The sequence below is a fragment of the Antrihabitans cavernicola genome, assembly GCF_008297975.1.
Classification (GTDB): Bacteria; Actinomycetota; Actinomycetes; order Mycobacteriales; family Mycobacteriaceae; genus Antrihabitans; species Antrihabitans cavernicola.
In genome coordinates this window covers 314,622-331,577 of the sequence record NZ_VLNY01000001.1, presented here as the reverse complement: position 1 = coordinate 331,577, position 16,956 = coordinate 314,622, and the positions used below count along the sequence as shown (strand labels likewise).

The following is a 16,956-nucleotide window of genomic DNA, read 5'->3' as shown; positions in this document are numbered from 1 at the left end:
GACTGTGTGGCCGATCCCAAGAGAGTGAACTTCGCCTACGTCGGTGAACCTTCTGCCGAGTGGTCCGAGATCTTGCGGATCAGCGCGGAAGTGAAGGAGCTCCTGACCGCGCCCGACGCACGATCGGCACCACGACGTCGAGAAGTTCCCGAATGCCGGGTAATCCCCAGTCAGGACGCAGTTCCCCTCCTGGAGCCGGAGCTGAATCTTCCGTTCGAGACCGACTCGCACCTCGCCATCCGGCTGACCACATTGCGCGTATATGCGTCGGGCGTGACCTTCGAACTCGTGGCGACGGACAACACCCAGCACGGCCTTGAATCGCCCCAAGCGATCCCGAACCTGAGTTTTCGGATCAAGCCCACACAGCCACACCGAATCCGGCTCGTTCTGGATCTTCCAGATCGAACACTGCTGACGAACAGGTCGAGTCAGATGGATTTTCCCGATGAGCCTCGGAGTCCGTGGTTGGCCGGCGGGAGTAGCTATGCGCGCCGGACGAGTACGGGCGTCGAAGTCGGTGCCACGTACTTTCTCAGCCCTGTGCCCCCTGTCGGGACGATGTACGTCAGCATCCTCTACCCGGAGTTCGACGTCGAAAGAACGAATGTCGAAATCGACACATCGGTATTTCAGGTCAGTTCGGGATAACCCTCGGATTGTCAGCCTGCGGGCGCTGGTGCAGGAACCAAGGCCTCAGGTGCTGGTGCTGGAGCTGGAACCGGTGCTTCTGCAGCAGGGTCGGGCGCAGGAGCAGCAGGAGCAGGATCGGGCGCTGGCGACGGTGCTGGTTCCGGAACAGGTGCTGCTGCAGGCACTTCAGGCGCGGGCGGAGCAGCCGGTGCCGGTGCCGCCGCATCCTGCGGCTTGTTGTATTCCTCGGTGTAGGCGTCGTTGTAGGCCTTCAGGATCGTCGTGACGAAGCCGGTGACCTGGTTGAAGATCAACGAGCCCTTCTCGAAGTCCGCTCGCAGACCGTCCGGTACCGGGTACTCGTCGCTGGTCGGCAAACCGAGCGAACCCGCGTCGAGGCCAAGTTCCTGGAACTTCTGCAGGACCTTGCCGAGGATGACGAACGGGCCGCCGTTGGCTGCAGTGAAGACGTAGCCGTTGGCGAACTTGGCGTACTGCTGACCGCCCGCAGCGGGCAGCAGGCCGGATTCGGCAACGCCGAGCGGACCGGTTTCGCCGCCGGTCTCCACCCACTTCTTGGCGACTGGACTCGGATCCGTCAGTCGAACCAGTTCCTTGGCCAGATCGCCGACGGTGGTCGACGGCTTGGCAGCATCAGTGGCCGAGGTGTCGGGCGCCGCATCGCCTGTGGTTGGTGCCGACGCCAGCTGATCCGACGACTTGCCCTTGATGTAATCGGCTGCAATGTCACGAATTTCGTCCATCTTCGCGTACGCCGCATCGCCTGGGCAGTCCGTGTTGTCCACGTCGCGGTGCGCGAAGATGATGGGCAGATCGACTGCCGCACCCTCCGGATACGACGTGAAGCTGGTGCCTTCCGAGTACATGGTGGTCTGCCCCTTGGGGTCGAGATTCGCCGACTTGAGGCGCCACCCGAGGAACTTGCCCACCGATTCCAAGGTGGCCTGTGTAGGTGCGATCTTGTCGTAGTTGCCCAGCATGGCGATGCCGACGGTGTTCTCGTTGAAGCCACCCGCATGCGCACCCTCGACCGGCTTGTCGAGGCCGCCGAAGCGTCCCTCGAAGATCTGACCGTACTTGTCCACCAATGCGTTGTAGCCGATGTCGCACCACCCCAACGTTTTAGCGTGATACGCGTAGATCGAGCGAACGATGCCCGCGGACTGCGCCTTGGTGTAGTCGTTGCTACCTGCACTGTGGTGCACGGTGGCGCCGCCGATGAAATCGTCGTAGGTGGGCTTGGAGCAGCGCATGGATTCGTCTGCGCCCCACTGCGATCGAGTGATCACCTTGGGCCCGCCGTTGGCAAGTGGTGCCGCGACGTCGGACAGCGTGGAATCCTCGGGCGCCTCGCCGGGTTCGATCAGCGCAACGGACATGTCGTCGGCGTCCGCCGCTTCGTCTGCTTCGGGCTCATCCGCCACCGGGTCCTGGCGCAACGGCTGCGACATGGACGCCGGCTGATATCCGAGCGGTTCGGTGCCGGGTTCCGGTGCGGGTGCCGGTGGTGCTGGCGCGGGCCCATCCGGAACAGGCGCAGGCTCGACGGGAGCAACCGCTGCGGGCGCAGGCGGTGCAGGCACGGGCAAAGCATCAGGCAACGGTGCCGCAGCTTGCTTCTTGGTCACCAGCACCTGAACGGCATTGGTATTGCCCACGTAGATGGGATCGGTGCCTGTCTTCGCGGGGGCAGCTGCGGTGCGCGTGTCGAGCTGCTCGGTGGACCACCACTGGCTCCACGAGCCGTCCGGTTGCTTGACCCGAACCCGAGTGTCGGAGTCGGCGAGGTTGGACGCCGTCACCGCGATCATGCTGAACGGAACAGCCCGGTTGACCTCTTTGACCGTCGCACCGACCGCGCCCGTGAGTTCGGGGGGCAGCTGGTCCGGCGAGATCAAGGTCGACGGGTCGGCAGGTGCTTCACCGGCGGCAGGACTGAGCAGCTCCGTGAGCGCTGGTGGAATCTGCAGGCCCGCGGGAAGGGGCAGGTCAGCGGGGAGCTGAATCTTCTTCAGATCAGCCAAGTGCAAGTCGGGAAGGTTGAGCCCGGTCAGTTCCTTGAGCGGAATGACGATGTCCGGCACCGACGACAGCGCAACCTCGGCGATGTTGGTCGGCACGGCGCTCTGCGAACTGTCGTTGGTGGACCGGACGTCCGAGCTGTTGAGCGTGTAGGCGGCGAGTGGGCTCGCGACGGCTATCGCCGCGACTGCGCCCAGGACAAGCGAAGGCTTCGGTCGACGGTGCGGCAAGAGTCTCTCCCTAGTTGTAGTGCGGCGAACCGACTTCCGGCGGGTGCCCGAATTGTCGGACTTTGCGGGTCGGAATTGTTGTGCCTGTTCGCGTGTCCCTGCAACTTGTGATGCGGACGTTACATACGTGACGGGTGTTGCACATAGAAGTCACACTTGCAACACTAGCCACACGAGTCACAAATTCTCAACCTCTACTTGAGGCTTCGGCTCGGATGTTAGCGGGTGCGCCACGTTATGCGCCCGTACGACATGCCGAACGACGCGACGTGGCAATGCACGTCGTGCTGAGACGACCGAAGGAGCAAGGCAGATGCGGAGTAGTCGATCCCGCCGGTGGCTGGTCAGGACACCCGGCGCCACGTCCCCCGCCCGAAAGAAGCGATTCATCGGTGGCCGCCCCCTGCGCAGCGGGTGGCGTCCGGCGGCACTTCGCTACTCGGCCGTCGCGATCGCTCCCGCGTTGCTGATCGGTGGCGCTGCGCTGACATTGCACGGAATCGGCACCTCTACGCAGGACGTCAGAGCTGCCGTCGCAGCCGACACTCCTTTCACGATCAGCGGCCACGGAAGCGGCCACGGCCGCGGCATGGGTCAATGGGGCGCCTTCGGCTACGCCAAGGACGGCTGGTCGGCTGAACGCATTCTCGGTTACTACTACGGCGGAACAACTCTCGGCACGCTGCCACCGACCAGGCTGGCCGTGCGGCTGATCGAGCGCGACGACAAGCCGCTCGACGTCACCGCCGACGCCGGACTCAATATCGCAGGGCGCCACGTCGATCCGGGACAAGCAGCACGGATGACGCCGAATCCCGGTGGGGGAGCGCATGCCGTGATCACCGCGGGTTGCGGTGGGCCGGTGGTGTGGGAAGGCGACACCGACAACCCGTGGATCGACCCGGTGGACTTGGGTCCCGACCGTCCGGCCGATCAACATCTGAAACTGTGCGACGGCGGAGTGCCGTATCGCGGCAGCCTCGGCGTTGCGCTCGACGGCGCCGCGCAGCGCACTGTCAACTATCTCGACATCGAAGACTACGTGCTTTCCGTTGTCCCGCTGGAGATGTCGGCAGGCTGGGCCGATCAGGGCGGTGCGGAAGCCTTGCGTGCGCAGGCAATCGCAGCCCGCTCGTATGCCGCCACCGAGCACCGCTACCCCTACGCCGAGACCTGCGACAACCAGGACTGCCAGATGTACGGCGGATCGTCGAAAGAAGATCCGCGAACCACCGAGGCCGTTCGATCGACGGCGGGAACCGTGGTGATGCGCGACGGCGCGCCGGTCTCCACCGAGTACTCCGCATCCACCGGCGGTGGCACCGCAGGCGGTGACTTCCCGGCCGTCGTCGACGCGGGTGACAAGATCGCGCCGGACCAGAACTGGTCGAAGACGATGACGGCCGGCGAGATCGGGCAAGCGTTCGGAGTCGGTGAGCTGCAATCGATTGCGGTCACCGGCAACACTCCGGAGGGTCGGGTGACCGGCGTCCACGTTGTCGGTTCCACCGGCACGGTCGACGTGACGGGCGAAGAGGCGCGCGAAAAGCTGAAGCTCGAATCCGACTGGTTCCAGGTTGCGGAGGGTGCAGGCGCTCCACCTGCACCTGCAGCTCCACCTGCACCTGCAGCGCCGCCCGCACTGCCAGCTCCGCCGGCACCCGCAGGCCCGCCTGCGCCTCCGGTGCTTGCCGATGCCCCCGCGCTGCCTGCTCCCGCGCCGGGCGATCCGATCGACGACAAGTACCGCGAAATCGGTGGCCTCAACAGCACTTTGGGTGCTCCGATCGGTCCGGTGATGGAGCTGCCGGAGAAGACCGGCACCTTCCGCACCTTCACCAACGGCGTGATCATCTGGACGCCCGAGCTGGGCGCGCAGGTGGTGGACGCGAGCATTCTGCAGTCGAGGTTGAACACCGGCAGCTGAGTTGCCGACGCTGTCAGCAGGTGCTGCGGGCCGGAACTCCGTCGAAACTCTCGTTGAGCCAGGCGAGGCTGCGACCGAATATCGAGAGCGGTGAATCGATGACGTGCACAATTGCGGTGCCAGGCAGGATCGGCGGAGTCGGCAGATCGAGCAACTCGACGGTTGCGCCTTGTCCGCACCATTGCGCAGCTGTCGCGCGGATCGGTTCGGCGGGCACTATGTCGTCGGCACTCGCCGTCGACAGGAGCACTGGTGCGTTGGGCTTGCGGTCGCCTATATGCAAACTTTTGACGATCGAACCGGTCACGGGATCGTCGGCGAGGTGGGCAGCGAAAGACCGATGATCGACGGTCATGTCCGACGACCTGCGGAACCCGTAGGTGAGTGATGTTTCGATGGCGCACTGGTTGGCGGCGGCGGCAAGCAGTTGGCGGCCTGCAGGATTGAGAAAGCCGTCGATCACCGGTGCGGCCTGGGGATAGACAGCGCGAAGACCGTTGAGCAGGTACCCGTTGAAGCCGGACAGGATGGTGCCATCGAATTTGGCGGCCTGCGCGATGAGGTCCGGCGAGGCCGCAGCGCCTGCGAACGTCCCCCGCACGTCGAGATCCGGACCGTAGGATGCGGCGTATTCGCCGGCAGCCGCAGCAGCTCCGCCACCCTCGGAATATCCCCAAAACGCCACCGGCCCGTGCGCGGGGATGCTGGTGCCACCGACCCGCTGAGCCGCTCTGGCGGCATCGATGACGGCGTGCGCGAGAGCGGCCGAGTTCAAATAGCTGTGCACCGCAGGCGTACCGAGTCCGTCGTAGTCGGTGACGACGACGCCGATACCTTGCGCGAGCAGAAGGTCGATGAAGACGACCTCGTACTCCGTCATGAGGTCCAGGGGCGGGTTGTACTGGATCACCTGGTTGAAAAGCTTCGACGGAGCGCACTGGTCCCCTTGCCCATGCGTTCCGATCGCGAAGCTGACCAATGGTCGTACACCTGGCCCACGCCATGGGAGCGACGGATCGAGCACGGTTCCCGTGACGGCGTTGGGTAGACCTGTCGCCCCGGTGCTGCGATACATGATGCGTGTCGCGTTGGCCGGGAACGTCCCGGAACCTCCGGGCACCGACAGTGCCAGATGCGATGGCTCGCTGCGGATCACATCACCCGGTGCGCCGGGAGGCAGCGGAACCGGGGGTTGGTAGAACGCCGTGATCGGTGCTGGAGGTGAAGCGAAGGCGTTCGGGCCTGCGCCCACCGTCGCAACAAGAGCAAGGACAGCCACCAAAATTCGCCGCACGCGAAACCTCCAGCATCGAACATCGTGTGGATCTGCCACCATTAGATAACTGTGACTCGCATAGCGGGATAGTTTCGGCGGTATTGGCAGGACGCGAAATGCGGCTGTGCCTGCGAAATCAGTTGTTGACGTGAAGGTTTGCGCTGGTTAAATTCGGCCGACGAGGCTCATAACGGTAAGGCCCGGTCGCGGACGTTGCCCAGCAGAAAGTCAGCCGATGAACGCTGCACCGCCACCAGTGTCGGACGATGAACGCCGTCTCGCGGAGATGGGCTACAAGCAGGACCTGGAGCGATCGTGGTCCGGCTTCTCGAATTTCGCGATCAGCTTTTCGATCGTGTCTATCCTGACGGGTGGTCTCGCAAGCTACGGCGTCGGACTTGCCAACGGCGGCCCGATCACCATGGCGTGGGGGTGGCCGCTGGTGTCGGTGATGGTGCTGTTGGTCGGCCTTGCGATGGCCGAACTCGGCTCCGCGTACCCCACGTCCGGCGGCCTGTACTGGTGGGCTTCGGAGCTGGGTGGTCCGGTGTGGGGGTGGTTCACCGGCTGGTTCAATCTTATCGGCCAGGTGGCCGTCACCGCCGCAATCGATTACGGCGCAGCAATTTTCACAACCGTGGTGTTGGACGTCATCGGTATCGGTCTCGGCACCGACCGGACCGCGATCTTCATCGTCTACATCGTGATCCTGGTGCTGCACGCGACCCTGAACATTCTGGGCCCGCGGCTGTCCGCCACCATCAACAACGTCTCCGCATGGTGGCACGTGGTCGGTGTACTGATATTCGTTGTGGTGCTTGCCTTTTTCGCGAAGGACCATCAGAGCGTGTCCTTCGTCTTCACGCAGACCGTCGACAACAGCGGCGTCGGATTCGGCGGGGTCGGGTTCAGCTTCCTGCTCGGATTGCTGCACGCCCAATACACATTCACCGGATACGACGCGTCGGCGCACATGTCCGAAGAAACGTCGGGTGCTTCCGAAGCCGTCGCCAAGGGCGTCATCAACACGATCCTGGTGTCGGCGGTGTTCGGCTACATCCTGATCCTCGCGGTGACGTTCGCGATACCGAATCTCGACGACGCGTTGGACCCGACGAAGAACAGCGGCTATCCCGTCATCTACATCCTGGACACCGCGCTGAATTCGGGTTGGTCCACGACGTTGTTGGTGATTGCCGCTGCGGCGCAACTATTCTGCGGCTACGCATCAGTGACGTCGGCGTCGCGCATGCTGTACGCGTTCTCGCGTGACGGCGCCGTTCCGGGGTCCAAGATCTGGTCGTCGCTGAGCAGCAAGCGGGTGCCGGTGAACGCCGTGCTGTTCATCGTGTTCTTCGCGTTCCTGCTGTCGATGCTTGTCCCTGCAGCCAATGCCCCGACCGCGTACTACGCGGCCACGTCGGTCGCCGTGATCGGGCTCTACATTGCGTACGGCATCCCGATTCTTCTGCGCCTGCGGCACGGCGAGAACTTCAAGAACGGGCCGTGGAACCTAGGGCGCTGGTACCGGCCGATCGGGATCGTCGCGCTGCTGTGGATCGCATTCATCAGCGTGCTCTTCATCATCCCGACCGACGACAAGGGCCTGCCCTGGAACGACGAATTCAATTGGAACTTCGTCAATTACGCGCCGATCACGCTGGTGGCGGTCGTCGGTGCGATCGGCGTCTGGTGGTTCGCTTCGGCGAGGACGTGGTTCACCGGGCCGAAGCGACCGGTAGCCGAGCTGGAACGGGAACTGGGCGACTAATCAGCCAGCATTCTGGTCGCATCCAGCTGCCGAGCCGCAGCCTCGGTGAGATAGCCGGCGATGACTTCCAACTGGGCGTCGTCGTAGTCATCGCATTGGTCGCTCAGTAGCCGCACCAGGTTGTCGTAGAGCGGCAGGCTGTCCTGCGCGAACTGCGGGTTGAACTCGATCAGCACTTTGCGGCCGTCTCCCGGGTGTGGAACCCGTCTGGCAGCGCCCTTTGCTTCCAGCCGACCCACCAGCCCGGTAATCGAGGCCGGCGCCAATCCGGACTGCTCGGACAGTTGGCCTGCGGTCATCGGACCGTTGCGCGCGATCAGGTCGAGCGCCTTCAGGTCCGACGCGATCAGACCCTGCTTCGCAGCCAGCGCGGTGTGGAACAACACCGCCGCAGTACTCAATGTTCGCCCGGCCGTCAACACCTGCTGGACCAGGTCGGCGCGAGGAGATTCCGATTCGGCTGTTGACACCCGGCAACCCTATCCCATATATTTCGTTCGGCCGAACGAAATAAACTAACGGGAGTGACTATGACGAAAGCAATGATCATCGGAGGCGGTGTCGCAGGCTCGGTTGCCGCGATGGCACTGAACAAAGCGGGCGTGGAAGCCGTTGTCTACGAGCGATATCCGCACGCAGCCGCCGACATCGGCGCATTCCTGACGTTTGCCGTGAACGGGATGGACGCGCTGCGCTCGATCGAGGCGAACACGCCGGTCATCGGACTGGGATTTCCAACGCCCACGCTGAAATTCACCAGCGGCAGCGGGAAAACCTTGGGTGAGATCCCGCTCGGTGGAAACTTGGCCGACGGCACCGTCACGCAAACGATCAAGCGCGCCGAGCTGTACGGCGCCCTGCAGGACGAGGCCCAGGGTCGTGGTGTGCGCGTCGAATACGGCAAGAAGCTGGTGGGGGCCGAGACGCTGTCGGGCGGTCGCGTCCGCGCACGCTTCGACGATGGCACCTCCGACGAAGGTGACGTGCTGATCGGCGCCGACGGCATCCATTCCACGGTGCGCGGGATCATCGACCCGCACGCTCCGGAGCCGCGCTACGTGCCCGTGCTGAACGTCGGCGGATACGCCTCGGGAATTCGAGTTGCATCGGAGCCCGGTGTCTTCCACATGACCTTCGGTAAGCGAGCCTTCTTCGCCTACACCGTCACCGCATCCGGCGAGGTGTGGTGGTTCGCCAACCCGCCGCGGCGCACGGAGCCGAATGCCGCCGAACTGAACGCGATCACGGATGCGCAATGGCGTGCCGAACTGCACGATCTTTTCGAAGACGACAACACACCCGCGCTACAGATAATCGATGCGACGCGCGACGAGATCCGGGCATGGGCCACGTACGACATTCCGAAAGTCCCCACATGGCATCGGGATTCGATGATCGTGATCGGCGATGCAGCGCACGCAACGTCACCCGCATCGGGTCAGGGTGCGTCGATGGCAATCGAAGACGCCGTGATTCTCGCGAAGTGCCTTCGCGATGTGCCCGACACGCAGAAGGCGTTCGCGACCTATGAATCGTTGCGCCGCGACCGCGTCGAGCGCATCGTTGCGGCGGGTGCCAGGTCCAGCAACAGCAAGGCAGCGGGGCCGATCGGTCGGGTGCTGCGCGATGCTTTCTTGCCGATCTTCTTGAAGAAAATGGCCAAGGGCGGCGACAAATCGGCGGCATTCATGTTCGATCACCACATCGACTGGGAGCAGCCGGTAGCGGTTGCGTGATCTACGCAGCATCGTCATCGGGCGGTTCTCGGCCTTTCGCAGCTTCGATCGCTCGGTCGAGCAATTCTTCTGGGTGGTGGCAGTGGTTGATTCTCGGTTTTTGTTCCGGATCGATATGTTTCGGTGGAATCCACAGGGTTCGGCCAGGGAATTCATGGTCGTTACCGGCTTTGATGGTCTTCCAACCGTTTTCGGATTTCGTGACCAGGGCGTGGCAGCCGTCGCAGACGAATGTTTCGTTCTCGATATCTGTTTTGCCGTCATCGGCCCATTCTTCGGGGTGATGGACCGCGCATAGCGATGGTGGCTTGTCGCAGCGGGGTTTGGTGCACCCGCGATCGAAGGGGATGAGGATCAGGCGTTGTTCGCCGCTGGCGAGGCGGCTGGTTCTGCCGAGGTGCAACGGTCGGCCGGCGTGGTCGAAGATCGCCAACCACGGTCTCGTCTTCTCCGCCATTTTCAGGGCGTCTGAGACCGGGATACGACCACCAGTGGCTGTCGTGGCAACACCTGCTGCTTCTTCGAGCTGATCCAAGCTCATCGTGATGATCGCGGTGACGGGGAGGCCGCGGTGGGTGCCGGATTCCCCGGACTCGAGGGCGATTTCGCAGATCCGTTTGAACGCATCGTGGTTACGTTGGGCGGCGGTTCGAACATCTTTCGTGGCGGCGTCGGCGGGATCTGCCGGGGTCGGGTCGTCGGGGTTGTTCATTCCTGGTTTGGCATGCTTGGCCAACAACGCATCCAGGAGTGCGCGGAGGGTGGGGTCGATGCACCCGGACACCGGTGACATCAAATCCGGTCCTTGGGGTCCGATCCGAAACGCACGTCGTCGGGCCCGGTCGCGGTCGTCGGTGAGCTTGCCGTCCGGATCGAGGTAGCTCAACAGTCGGTCACCGGCTTTGCGAACGTCCTCGGGTGTCCCGTCCCTCGCGCACTCGGCGAGGATCTTTTCCGCTTCGTCCCGATGCGCTCTAGGTAAGGCGGCGGGAACGTCGTGCATGACGGCTGCGATCTTGCGGGCATGCTCGGGGCTGATGTCACCGCCCTGTTGTGCTTTGGAGGTTGCGGGCAGATCGACAGGAATCTCATGCCCGCCGACGTCGTGCCAGGTGCCCAGCTTCTTTGCCGCGGTCACCCGGGCGGTGGCATCGGAGCGGGACAGCCGGAGCACGTCTTGGAGGTACGACGCGGTCGAGGTGCACCCGGCTCGGCGTGGGATGGAGCGTTCTTCGGTCTCGACGAGGGCTTTGGTGAAGAACGCGGCGAGTTGGCGGGTGCACCGCTCGGCCATCCGCAGAAGCTCGGTCACCTGGTCGTCGGGGTAGCGCGTCAGGTCGTCGTCGAGCACCTTGGACACGTCAGCAGCGAGTGCTGCGACGGGTCCTTCGGTGATCGAATGCATGTACGAATTCTAACTGCACCCACCGACACAAAATCAGCTGAAACTGTTGGGGCAGTTGAGGTTAGCCCGTCGTCGCTTGCCGGCGGATTTCGCGCAGAAGCAATATTCTGATCAGTCCACTGAACGGCCCGATCAACAACCAATAGCGTTGCATCGCACGAAATGACGCCTCGTCGGTAGTTCGCACCCGCGTCTCCGTCGAGAGTCGGATGCGTCCGGCCTGGTCGGTCTCGATGCGAAAGCTGTAGGTGGCCTTGGCGAAATCCGGTTCGGCGAAGGCAAGGAACTTGTCCGCAGTGTCGATGTCGGTACGTCTGGTCTCGTGGCCGACGGCCCAGAAGCGCGCGACAACGCCGTAGACCACCTCCGTGTCACTACGGCACAGCAACGTGAACAGCGGCTCGGCTATCCCCTCCGAACGCGAGCCCTCCGAACGCGACCCGCCAATGATCCGCGACAGCGCGATCCGAATCCCCATCAAAACCTTGACGACCGGAATGTCGCCCATACCGACTTGGTCGACAGCAGCCCACACCCGATCCGCCGGTGCGTCGATGGTGATGGCGTGCCGCTCGAAGATCTGCGGTGCGTGCAGGTACCGGTCCACAAGTTGTGCGCTCATGAACCAATCGTCCCGACACGGCGTCGCAAAGAGTTCCCGCGTCGGGGTGAGCGAGGTCCCCCGACAGAGGGACTCGACATTCGCGAAGTGGCATGGTGAGGATATGGACACCGCGTTTCCGTGGGCGCATGCATTCATCGACGTCCCGGAAGAATTCGTCGCCGCGAGTACCGACTTCTGGGCAGCAGCCACCGGCTACGACGTCGGCGAACCGTGGCGACAGCATCGCGAGTTCACCTCCCTTGTGCCGACCGCCGGCTCGTCGTATGTGCACATCCAGCGAATCGGCGAACCGCCTCGGGTACATCTGGACTTTCCCAGCGCCGACCTGGACGCTGACACTGCGCGGCTGGTTGCGCTCGGCGCAACCCTGGCAGGCCCGCGTGGGCATTGGCAAACACTGGAATCGCCTGGCGGACTGCCATTCTGCATCGTCGACGAAACCGGACCCTTCACCGTTCCGACGTCGACGGCGTGGAGTGACGGCACCAGGAGCCGCCTCTGTCAGATCTGCATCGATGTCCCACCGAGCCGCCACGATGCGGAGCTCGAATTCTGGTCGGCCGCCACCGGTTGGCAGCAACGCGCCTCGACCAATCCAGAGTTCCATTCGCTGCTACCGCCGTCGTCGTCGCCGCTGCAGCTGCTTGTTCAACGACTGGACGACGAGCGCGACGCGGTGCGCGCACACATCGACCTCGGCTGCGACGACATCGATGCCGAAGCGTCCCGGCTTACCCGATTCGGTGCGAGCGTCGTTGCGCGCATGGCGGATTGGGTCGTGCTACGCGACCCTGCGGGACTCGAATTCTGTGCAACGTCACGCCGGCCGGACGGCGTGACCTAACCAGTCGACCGCGCCTCCGCCTCGAACTGTCCGTCGATCAGCTTGCGTTTCAAGATCTTTCCCGTCGCGGTGCGCGGCAGGTAACTGACGAACGTGACGTCGCGTGGAATCGAGAAACGACTCAGCCGGTGCCGAATGTAGGTGCGAATCATGTCCTGATCGAGGCTGGCTCCCTCGGCGCGGACGACGAATGCTGCAAGCCGTTGCCCGAACTCCTTGTCCGGCACGCCCACAACGGCGACGTCGGCGATCTGCGGCAGATTCGCCAGCGCCTCCTCGACCGGGCGCGGGAACACGTTCTCGCCGCCCGAGATGATCATCTCGTCGTCGCGGCCTGCGACGAACAGTCGCCCGCTCGCGTCCAGGTAACCGAGATCGCCGGTGCTCATCAGTTGGTCCTCGATGGCAGGCGGCGCAGCGTTGGTGTAGCCGTCGAAGAGCATTTCGTTCCCGACGAAAATGCGTCCGACAGCCCCGACTGGAAGCGGTACCCCGTCCTGATCGAGCACCGCGATGCGGGTGCCGAGTGGGGGTCGGCCAGCGGTGGTCGGCGTCGCCCGCAGATCGGCGGGGTCGGCGATGGTCGCCCAGGACACCTCGGTGGAGCCGTAGAAGTTGTAGAGAACGTCACCGAAGGTGTCCATGAACCTCGTGACGGTCGCCCCGGATATGGGCGATCCGCTCGTCGCGACGACATTCAGCGATGACGTGTCATACCGGTTGATCACTCGCTCCGGCAGTTCGAGAATCCGCTGCAGCATGACCGGCACCGCGATGAGCGTCGTGCAGCGTTGCAGCGCAATCGTTTTCAGACATTCTTCGGCGTCGAAGCGTTCCATCAACACCACCGACGCACGCAGGGGAGTGCTGAGTTGCAGAGCCGCGAGACCCCAGGTGTGGAAGAGCGGCGCCGGAATCAGGATCACCTCGTCGCGGTGCAGCGGCATCCTCGACAACATGGCGGCGATGGTGCCGAACCCGCGCGGCGTCGGTCGTCGGGCGCCCTTGGGATTGCCGGTCGTTCCGGAGGTGAGCACGACGAGTTGCCCGGCTTCCTCCGGCGGATCGAGCGGTCCGGCATCGGCTCCGGACGGAACGAAGTCGTCGATCGAATATCTCCCCTCCGCAACCGAATCGGGGTGCGTCGAGATGCGCGGGACCTCCTCGGGCAGGTAGCGAACCTGTGCTTCGAACTCGTCATCGACGAAAATCGCGTCGATCGCGTTGCGATCGATGATCTCCTCGATCTGGCGGGGGGCGAGGCCTGTGTTCAACAAGATGATGTCAGCGCCCAACTTGCTCGACGCGATCATGGATTCCACCATCGCGGAGTGATTGCGCGCGAGGATTGCCAGCCGACTGGTGTCGGTGAAGCCGGCTACCGCCAGCCCCGCGGCGATGTGCGTTGTCCGTTCGTCCACCTCTTGGTAGGTGTATTCGCCGTACCTGTCTATCAGCGCAATGTTGTGCGGAGAACGTGCGGCGGCCGCCGCATAACCGCCGGCAAGCGTAAAGCCCCATTTGGCAAGGGAATTGAGCTGTCTGATTGCGCGATCCGGTCGCGCGGCGCGCACCACGCCGCTGGTGATCATCGTCTTCGCGACACTGAGCTGCAGCGATCGCAGCTCGCCCATGTTGACGAGCACCGACGACTCTTTGCCCGCCAGATAGTCGGCCATTCGCGTCAGCCCGTCGCGAGCCCAGTTCTGCACGGCACTGTTGCTGACCTTCGCCAGCCCCGGATGCAGGAGGCCCGCTTTGAAGATGGTCAGTCCCACTCGGGTGCGTCCGCGGTCGGTGGAGAGCCGCACCGAGACGAAGCTTCCGACTGCGGTCCCCTCGAGGCGCATCTCCTCGCCGGGCTTGCGAACGGTCAAGCGCATCTGGTGATCCGCGACCGCGCCATTGGGAGTGATCAGGTGGACTGCAAACTGCAGCGGCTGGCCGGGAGTGGCGCCGGAAGTCTGGTCACACGAACCGATTCCGCGGAAAAACCGTGGATACCAGTCGGGTGCCTGCAGCAGCCCCCAGATATCGGCGCGTGGATGCTCCAGCGCCATGTCGAAGTCGATCACGTCATTTACCACGGGTGGTCCTACCAGGTGTTCGTATGCCAGCTTCGTGAATTGATTGTGATTCATTCGTGCCCGATGCGGAACAGTTTGGTGAATGGAACCGGACCGGTGGCCATCGACGGTTGATTGACACTTCGGCGTGAATGTATCACTATCAATACATGACGAACGTAGTGTCTCGACCGGCTTTCATTCTTAGATCCGATGCGTCGTGGCGCGATCCTTGGCCGATGTACGCCGCGCTACGCGATCACGATCCGGTCCATCATGTCGTCCCGGACGAGGCCCCCGGCGACGACTATTGGGTGCTGTCCCGGCACGCCGACGTCTACGGAGCGGCACGGGACACCGACACCTTCTCCTCGCGCAGCGGACTGACCGTCACCTACGGGGAGCTGGAAAAGATTGGGATGCAGGACAATCCACCGCTGGTGATGCTCGACCCGCCCGAGCACACCGCGATGCGACGGATGGTGTCCTCCGGATTCACGCCACGCCAGGTCAGCGCCGTCGAACCCGCGGTCCGCGCGTTCGTGGTCGAGCGGATCGAGAAACTCCGCGATCAGGGCGAGGGTGATGTGGTTGCCGAACTGTTCAAGCCGTTACCCAGCATGGTGGTGGCCCACTACCTCGGCGTGCCCGTAGAAGACCGAGGCCGCTTCGACGGGTGGACCGACGCGATAGTCGCGGCAAACGCGGAAGGCGATCCGATGGAAGCGGCAACGGCGGTCACCGAGTTGCTGACGTACTTCGGCGGCCTGATCGAGCGCAGGCGTATCGAACCTGGCGACGACACCGTCTCGCACCTGATAGCCGCAGGCCTCGGCGCAGACGGCGACACTGCGGGGATGCTGTCGATTCTCGGTTTCGCTTTCACGATGGTGACTGGAGGAAACGACACGACCACCGGGATGCTCGGGGGCGCAGTGCAATTGCTGACCGCCGAACGCGATCAACGTGCGTTGCTGATCGAGGAGCCCAGTCGGATCGTGGATGCGGTCGAGGAGCTCCTCCGCCTGACGTCGCCGGTGCAGGGGCTCGCCCGCACGACGACGCGAGACGTCGAGTTCGACGACGGGCTGATTCCCGCAGGCCGAAAGACATTGCTGCTCTACGGTTCTGCCAATCGCGATCCGCGAGAATACGGACCGGACGCCGACCGGTTGGACGTGCGACGCAGGCCCAAGCAGATCCTCACGTTCAGTCACGGCGCCCACCACTGCCTCGGGGCGGCGGCAGCGCGCATGCAAGCGCGGGTCGCGCTGGAAGAACTGCTGGCGCGATGCCCTGACTTCGATGTCGACATCGATGCGATCACCTACGCCGCGGGTAATTACGTTCGCAGGCCGACCAGCGTTCCGTTCCGGGTGCAGGGATGAGCGGGAACTGGTTGCGCGAGGAACGCTCGGATGCGGCGTCCGAGCGAATTCTCGATGCAGCGGGCAGGTTGTTCGTCGACCGCGGCGTGTCTGGCACCACGATGGCCGTCGTCGCGCGGGAGGCGGGCTGCTCGCGGGCGACGCTGTATCGCTACTTCGACGGGCGTCGATCGTTGCACCTCGCCTACGTCAATCGTGAGGCGCGTCGGATCGGATTGCGGGTACTCGCGGAAGCGGCGACGATCACGGATCCTCGTGAACGAGTGGTCGAAGCCGTGCTGATGGCGATTCGCGAAGTACGTTCCGACCCCAATTCGGCCGTGTGGTTTCGACGCGGCGACGCCGGGGTGGCTGCCGATGTCGCGGACTCTTCGGAGGTGATCGATGCGCTCGGCTCGGCGTTCCTCGCCGACATGGGCGCGGGTGCCGACACCTCGCGCCAGGCGCGGTGGCTGGTGCGAGTCATCGTGTCGCTCTTGACGGTTCCCGGAATCGACGAGGACGACGAACGAGCCACGCTCGAACAGTTCGTCGTCCCCGTGATTCAGGATTCGATAGAAAAGATCGGATAGCCGGGTGCGATGGCGAGCAGCTGCTCGTCCGTCGCATTCGCATCGATCCCGTCGAAGAACATGCCGACCTCGAACTTCCACCGACGGAGGTACGCGCGCAGCAGTTCGGGCTTGACGTCGTCCGCGAGCTCGACGCCCGTGAACGTCTCGACCTGCTTGCCGACGCGCAACCGGCCGGTCCCGCTGACGCGGAGGTTTCGCACCCACTGGGTGTGACCGCGGGGCGCGACCAGATATCGCTTGCCGTCGTGGGTGAGAACGTTCACCGGCGTGCTGCGCCATTCGCCGGTCTTTCGGCCCTGGACGGACAGCACGCGACTGCCCCAGATGCTGATACCCCGGTCGGTCAGCCAGCTGATGATCGCGTTCGGCACCGTGGTGGTTGCCAGGCCGTCGGCCTTGATGTTGCGGGCGGCGTCGTAGTTGGTCATGCGATTCTC

General features: G+C 63.9%; 14 protein-coding genes. 7 read left to right on the top strand and 7 right to left on the bottom strand.

The features are described 5' to 3' along the window. Window positions 1-6: 6 nt before the first annotated feature. A complete protein-coding gene (locus FOY51_RS01605; protein ID WP_149428442.1) occupies window positions 7-651 on the top strand; it encodes a hypothetical protein in 645 nt (214 codons plus the stop codon). A gap of 11 nt (window positions 652-662) precedes the next feature. On the opposite strand, the gene FOY51_RS01600 is transcribed toward FOY51_RS01605, so the two are convergent. Continuing rightward, complete coding sequence (locus tag FOY51_RS01600; protein ID WP_149428441.1) at window positions 663-2,906, bottom strand: N-acetylmuramoyl-L-alanine amidase; 2,244 nt, start codon at window positions 2,904-2,906, stop codon at window positions 663-665. 313 nt (window positions 2,907-3,219) lie between these two features. Between FOY51_RS01600 and FOY51_RS01595 the strand changes: the two genes are divergently transcribed. Beyond that, entirely contained in the window at window positions 3,220-4,833 is a 1,614-nt protein-coding gene (locus FOY51_RS01595; RefSeq protein WP_149428440.1) for a SpoIID/LytB domain-containing protein, read from the top strand. Between the two features lie 13 nt (window positions 4,834-4,846). Here FOY51_RS01595 and FOY51_RS01590 read toward each other — a convergent pair whose 3' ends face one another. Then, window positions 4,847-6,127, bottom strand: a complete 1,281-nt coding sequence (locus FOY51_RS01590) for a lipase family protein (protein WP_235916030.1) — start codon at window positions 6,125-6,127, stop codon at window positions 4,847-4,849. A 217-nt stretch (window positions 6,128-6,344) separates the two neighbouring features. On the opposite strand from FOY51_RS01590, the gene FOY51_RS01585 reads away from it, so the two are divergent. Then, window positions 6,345-7,880, top strand: a complete 1,536-nt coding sequence (locus FOY51_RS01585) for an amino acid permease (RefSeq protein WP_149428438.1) — start codon at window positions 6,345-6,347, stop codon at window positions 7,878-7,880. Here the strand turns inward: FOY51_RS01585 and FOY51_RS01580 are convergent. Further along, window positions 7,877-8,350 carry a MarR family winged helix-turn-helix transcriptional regulator gene (locus FOY51_RS01580; protein ID WP_149428437.1) on the bottom strand — a complete coding sequence of 158 codons (474 nt, stop codon included), beginning with the start codon at window positions 8,348-8,350 and terminating at the stop codon, window positions 7,877-7,879. The genes FOY51_RS01585 and FOY51_RS01580 overlap by 4 nt on opposite strands. Window positions 8,351-8,410: 60 nt before the next feature. Here FOY51_RS01580 and FOY51_RS01575 point away from each other — a divergent pair, with 60 nt between their 5' ends. Continuing rightward, complete coding sequence (locus FOY51_RS01575) at window positions 8,411-9,616, top strand: FAD-dependent oxidoreductase (RefSeq protein WP_149428436.1); 1,206 nt, start codon at window positions 8,411-8,413, stop codon at window positions 9,614-9,616. 1 nt (window position 9,617) lies between these two features. Here FOY51_RS01575 and FOY51_RS01570 read toward each other — a convergent pair whose 3' ends face one another. Next, on the bottom strand, window positions 9,618-11,021 hold the full coding sequence (locus FOY51_RS01570; RefSeq protein WP_149428435.1) for an HNH endonuclease signature motif containing protein: 1,404 nt from the start codon (window positions 11,019-11,021) through the stop codon (window positions 9,618-9,620). A 61-nt stretch (window positions 11,022-11,082) separates the two neighbouring features. Then, a complete protein-coding gene (locus FOY51_RS01565; RefSeq protein ID WP_187776129.1) occupies window positions 11,083-11,643 on the bottom strand; it encodes a DUF2867 domain-containing protein in 561 nt (186 codons plus the stop codon). 103 nt (window positions 11,644-11,746) lie between these two features. Here FOY51_RS01565 and FOY51_RS01560 point away from each other — a divergent pair, with 103 nt between their 5' ends. Beyond that, window positions 11,747-12,490, top strand: coding sequence for a VOC family protein (locus FOY51_RS01560; protein ID WP_149428433.1), 744 nt, complete (start codon window positions 11,747-11,749; stop codon window positions 12,488-12,490). Here the strand turns inward: FOY51_RS01560 and FOY51_RS01555 are convergent. After that, window positions 12,487-14,577, bottom strand: a complete 2,091-nt coding sequence (locus FOY51_RS01555; RefSeq protein WP_149428432.1) for an AMP-binding protein — start codon at window positions 14,575-14,577, stop codon at window positions 12,487-12,489. The genes FOY51_RS01560 and FOY51_RS01555 overlap by 4 nt on opposite strands. Before the next feature lie 149 nt (window positions 14,578-14,726). Between FOY51_RS01555 and FOY51_RS01550 the strand changes: the two genes are divergently transcribed. Beyond that, complete coding sequence (locus tag FOY51_RS01550) at window positions 14,727-15,944, top strand: cytochrome P450 (protein WP_149428431.1); 1,218 nt, start codon at window positions 14,727-14,729, stop codon at window positions 15,942-15,944. Further along, a complete protein-coding gene (locus FOY51_RS01545) occupies window positions 15,941-16,516 on the top strand; it encodes a TetR/AcrR family transcriptional regulator (RefSeq protein ID WP_149428430.1) in 576 nt (191 codons plus the stop codon). Before FOY51_RS01550 ends, FOY51_RS01545 begins: the two co-directional genes overlap by 4 nt. Here FOY51_RS01545 and FOY51_RS01540 read toward each other — a convergent pair. Next, window positions 16,489-16,947, bottom strand: coding sequence for a nitroreductase family deazaflavin-dependent oxidoreductase (locus FOY51_RS01540; protein ID WP_149428429.1), 459 nt, complete (start codon window positions 16,945-16,947; stop codon window positions 16,489-16,491). The two genes, FOY51_RS01545 and FOY51_RS01540, sit on opposite strands and share 28 nt — an antisense overlap. Between the last annotated feature and the right edge of the window lie 9 nt (window positions 16,948-16,956).

What these genes read in the sequence shown, in the direction of transcription:
- FOY51_RS01595 (WP_149428440.1), top strand. Translation starts at nt 3,220, where the DNA reads ATGCGGAGTAGTCGATCCCGCCGGTGGCTGGTCAGGACACCCGGCGCC.
- FOY51_RS01585 (WP_149428438.1), top strand. Translation starts at nt 6,345, where the DNA reads ATGAACGCTGCACCGCCACCAGTGTCGGACGATGAACGCCGTCTCGCG.
- FOY51_RS01575 (WP_149428436.1), top strand. Translation starts at nt 8,411, where the DNA reads ATGACGAAAGCAATGATCATCGGAGGCGGTGTCGCAGGCTCGGTTGCC.
- FOY51_RS01570 (WP_149428435.1), bottom strand. Translation starts at nt 11,021, where the DNA reads ATGCATTCGATCACCGAAGGACCCGTCGCAGCACTCGCTGCTGACGTG.
- FOY51_RS01565 (WP_187776129.1), bottom strand. Translation starts at nt 11,643, where the DNA reads ATGAGCGCACAACTTGTGGACCGGTACCTGCACGCACCGCAGATCTTC.
- FOY51_RS01560 (WP_149428433.1), top strand. Translation starts at nt 11,747, where the DNA reads ATGGACACCGCGTTTCCGTGGGCGCATGCATTCATCGACGTCCCGGAA.
- FOY51_RS01550 (WP_149428431.1), top strand. Translation starts at nt 14,727, where the DNA reads ATGACGAACGTAGTGTCTCGACCGGCTTTCATTCTTAGATCCGATGCG.
- FOY51_RS01545 (WP_149428430.1), top strand. Translation starts at nt 15,941, where the DNA reads ATGAGCGGGAACTGGTTGCGCGAGGAACGCTCGGATGCGGCGTCCGAG.
- FOY51_RS01540 (WP_149428429.1), bottom strand. Translation starts at nt 16,947, where the DNA reads ATGACCAACTACGACGCCGCCCGCAACATCAAGGCCGACGGCCTGGCA.